This window comes from Kitasatospora putterlickiae, assembly GCF_039527695.1.
GTDB classification, from domain to species: Bacteria; Actinomycetota; Actinomycetes; order Streptomycetales; family Streptomycetaceae; genus Kitasatospora; species Kitasatospora putterlickiae.
This window is the reverse complement of record NZ_BAAAKJ010000411.1, coordinates 3887-7314: the sequence shown is the minus strand read 5'-3', so window position 1 is coordinate 7314 and position 3428 is coordinate 3887. Positions and strand designations below refer to the sequence as shown.

Sequence of the window (3428 nt, the reverse complement as noted above, 5' to 3'; positions counted from 1 at the left end):
CGGGCGAGGTGCTGGTGCCGAGCGGCGCGGCGCGCGGCGAGGCCGGCTCCCGCGAGCCGGTCGGCCGCTTCGAACTGCGCGCGCAGGCCGTGCTGATCGCCTCCGGCGGCATCGGCGGCAACCACGACCTGGTCCGCGCGGCCTGGCCCGCCCGGCTCGGCCGCCCGCCCGAACGGCTGCTCTCCGGGGTGCCCGCGCACGTCGACGGGCTGATGCTCGGCGTCGCCGCCGAGGCCGGGGCCGATCTGATCAACGGTGACCGGATGTGGCACTACCCCGAGGGCATCGCGAGCCGGGACCCGGTCTGGGCCCGGCACGGCGTCCGCGTCCTGCCCGGCCCCTCCCCGCTCTGGCTCGACGCGCGCGGCCGCCGGCTGCCCGCCCCGCTGTTCCCCGGCTTCGACACCCTCGGCACCCTGGAGCACATCAGGACCACCGGGTTCGACCACACCTGGTTCGTGCTCAACCGGCGGATCATCGAGAAGGAGTTCCTCCTCTCCGGCTCCGAACAGAACCCCGACCTCACCGGCCGCTCACTGCTCGGGGTGCTCCGGCGCGCCCTGCCCGGCGTCCCCGGCCCGGTCCGCGCCCACCTCGACCACGGGCCGGACTTCGTCGTCGCGGGCACCCTGTACGACCTCGCCCGCGCGATGAACGCCCGGACGCGGGCCCGGCTGATCGACGCCGCCGAACTGCGCCGCGTCGTCGAGGCCCGGGACCGCCAGCTCGCCAACCCCTTCGCCAAGGACCTTCAGGTGACCGCGGTGCGCGGCGCCCGCCGCTACCTCGGCGACCGGATCCGCACCGCCGCACCGCACCGCCTCCTCGACCCGGCCGCCGCCCCGCTGATCGCCGTCCGGCTGTCCGTCCTCACCCGCAAGTCGCTCGGCGGCCTGCACACCGACCTCTCCGGCCGCGTGCTGCGCCCCGGCGGCTCGGTGCTCGACGGCCTCTACGCCGCCGGCGAGGCCTCCGGCTTCGGTGGCGGCGGCGTCCACGGCCACCGTTCCCTGGAGGGCACCTTCCTCGGCGGCTGCCTCTTCTCCGGACGGGTCGTGGGCCGCGCGGCGGCGCGGGCCACGGCGTAGCGCCCGGTCCGTCGTCAGCCGAGGGTGAGGCCGACCCACAGGAAGAAGACGGTCATCACCGCGAACAGCACGGACGTGTACGCCAGCAGCGGGACGCCGTCCGCGGCGTGGTAGCCGAGGACGACCATCTTCCCGGGGTGGCGCGGCAGGTGGGCGATCTCGACCTCGTCGCCCGGCTCAAGCCCCGTCGGCCCGCGCAGCGGTATCGAGGTGACCGCCTCGACGGCGGGGCCGTCCGGGACCTCGAAGCGCACCCGGACGGTGTCCTCGGCGGCGTCGCCCTCGCCCGCCGGCGTGCTCCTGACGTCGGTCACCCGGGCGCGCAGACGGGTTCCGTGGCGGCGGATCCGGTAGGTCGTCGAGGCGCGTGACCCGGTGTAGTACGAACCGCAGCCGAGGACCGTCCCGATCGCGAGCGCGAGGAGGTTCACGGTCCGCAGGCTACCCGCGACGGGCCTGCCCGCCCACCGTGGTCGCGCTCAACCGCCGTTCGTTGGCGTGGAGTTCGCCCTTCCGTCGTCGGTGATGCCGAGGCGCAGGTGGTCGACGTGGTAGACGGCCTGGTCGAGGAGGGCGGCGACGTGGTCGTCGTGCAGGGAGTAGACCACCGAGCGGCCGCGCCGCTCGCCGACCACCAGACCGAGGTTGCGCAGCAGGCGCAGCTGGTGGGAGCAGGCGGACTGCTCCATGCCGACGGCGTCGGCGAGCTCGGTGGCGGCCCGCGGCCCCTCCCGGAGCTCGGCCAGGATCAGCAGGCGCGAGGGGGTGGCGAGGGCCTGGAGCGTGCTCGCCACCTTGGCGGCGTTGGAGGCGTCCAGGCGCATCCGCGGCACGGCGTTCCTGGCGGCTGCGTGTCCCATGGGGGAATCCTACGGGGCGCCGGCGGGGGGAGGGAGAGGCCTCCTACTGTCATATGAACGCATGAAGGTGTGTTCATGTATTCCTGTAAGGTGTCGCCCATGTCCGCCACGACGCTCACCCGGCCGGCCGACCCCGCCCCGTCGGCCCTGCCCCCGCGCCCCCGTCGCACCCGCGTCCTCGCGCTGCCCGAGGCCCGCTGGGCGGCCGGCAGCCTGGCCGCCTTCCTGGCCGCCCTCGCCCTCCAGTTCTCCGGCGCCCCCGGCTGGGCGTCCGCCACCCTGTACGCCGTCGCCTACGCCGCCGGCGGCTGGGAGCCCGCCCTCGCCGGCCTGCGCGCGCTGCGCGAGCGCACCCTCGACGTGGACCTGCTGATGGTCGTCGCCGCGCTCGGCGCCGCCGCCCTCGGCGAGGTGCTGGACGGCGCCCTGCTGATCGTCATCTTCGCGACCAGCGGCGCCCTGGAGGCCCTCGCCACCGCCCGCACCGCCGACTCCGTCCGCGGTCTGCTCGACCTCGCCCCCGCCACCGCCACCCGGCTGCGCGCCGACGCGGCCGGCGCGGACGCCGAGGAGACCGTCCCCACCACCGGCCTCGCCGTCGGCGACACCGTGCTGGTCCGCCCCGGCGAGCGGATCGGCGCCGACGGCCGCGTCCTGGACGGCGCGAGCGACGTCGACCAGGCCACCATCACCGGCGAACCGCTGCCCGCCGCCAAGCGCCCCGGCGACCAGGTGTTCGCGGGCACCCTCAACGGCGCCGGCGTGCTGCGGGTGCGCGTCGAGCGCGACCCCGCCGACACCGTGATCGCCCGGATCGTCGCCATGGTCGAGGAGGCCTCCGAGACCAAGGCGCCCACCCAGCTGTTCGTCGAGAAGATCGAACAGCGCTACGCCGCCGTCCTGGTGGCCGCCACCCTGCTGCTGTTCGCCGTCCCGCTCGCCCTCGGCGCCGAGACGTCCGACGCCCTGCTGCGCGCCATGACCTTCATGATCGTCGCCTCGCCCTGCGCCGTCGTGCTCGCCACCATGCCGCCGCTGCTCTCCGCGATCGCCAACGCCGGCCGGCACGGCGTGCTGGTCAAGTCGGCGGTGGTGATGGAACGCCTCGGCCAGGCCGACACCGTCGCCCTCGACAAGACCGGCACCCTCACCGAGGGCACCCCCCGGGTCACCGACGTGCACCCGCTCGACGGCACCGCGGCCGGGGAACTGCTGGCCCTCGCCGCCGCCGCCGAGCACCCCAGCGAGCACCCGCTGGCCCGCGCCGTGGTCGCCGCCGCCCGCGAGCGCGGCCTCGCCGTCCCGCCCGCCACCGACTTCACCGCCACCCCGGGCGTCGGCGTGCGGGCCGTGGTCGGCGGAACCGTGATCGCCGTCGGCGCCCCCGGCCCGCACCGCGACCACCCCGCCGTCACCGCCCTGGAGGAGGAGGGACGCACCGCCGTCCTGGTGCTGCGCGACGGCGAGCCGATCGGCGTCC

At 76.1% G+C, this 3428-nt stretch carries 4 protein-coding genes; 2 read left to right on the top strand and 2 right to left on the bottom strand.

From position 1 onward, the window contains the following. A partial coding sequence (locus ABD308_RS34660) for an FAD-binding dehydrogenase (RefSeq protein WP_344343861.1) occupies nucleotides 1-1088 on the top strand: 1088 nt, incomplete at its 5' end. 14 nt (nucleotides 1089-1102) lie between these two features. On the opposite strand, the gene ABD308_RS34655 is transcribed toward ABD308_RS34660, so the two are convergent. Further along, nucleotides 1103-1519, bottom strand: a complete 417-nt coding sequence (locus tag ABD308_RS34655; RefSeq protein ID WP_344343859.1) for a DUF3592 domain-containing protein — start codon at nucleotides 1517-1519, stop codon at nucleotides 1103-1105. A gap of 48 nt (nucleotides 1520-1567) precedes the next feature. Continuing rightward, the gene (locus tag ABD308_RS34650) at nucleotides 1568-1948 is read right to left on the bottom strand and encodes an ArsR/SmtB family transcription factor (protein ID WP_344343857.1); all 381 of its coding nucleotides are present in this window, start codon (nucleotides 1946-1948) and stop codon (nucleotides 1568-1570) included. A gap of 99 nt (nucleotides 1949-2047) precedes the next feature. On the opposite strand from ABD308_RS34650, the gene ABD308_RS34645 reads away from it, so the two are divergent. Next, on the top strand, nucleotides 2048-3428 hold a 1381-nt coding region (locus tag ABD308_RS34645; protein WP_425554924.1), incomplete at its 3' end, for a heavy metal translocating P-type ATPase.

Excerpts from the sequence above, each read along its gene's own strand:
- ABD308_RS34650 (WP_344343857.1), bottom strand. The coding sequence starts at position 1,948 with ATGGGACACGCAGCCGCCAGGAACGCCGTGCCGCGGATGCGCCTGGAC.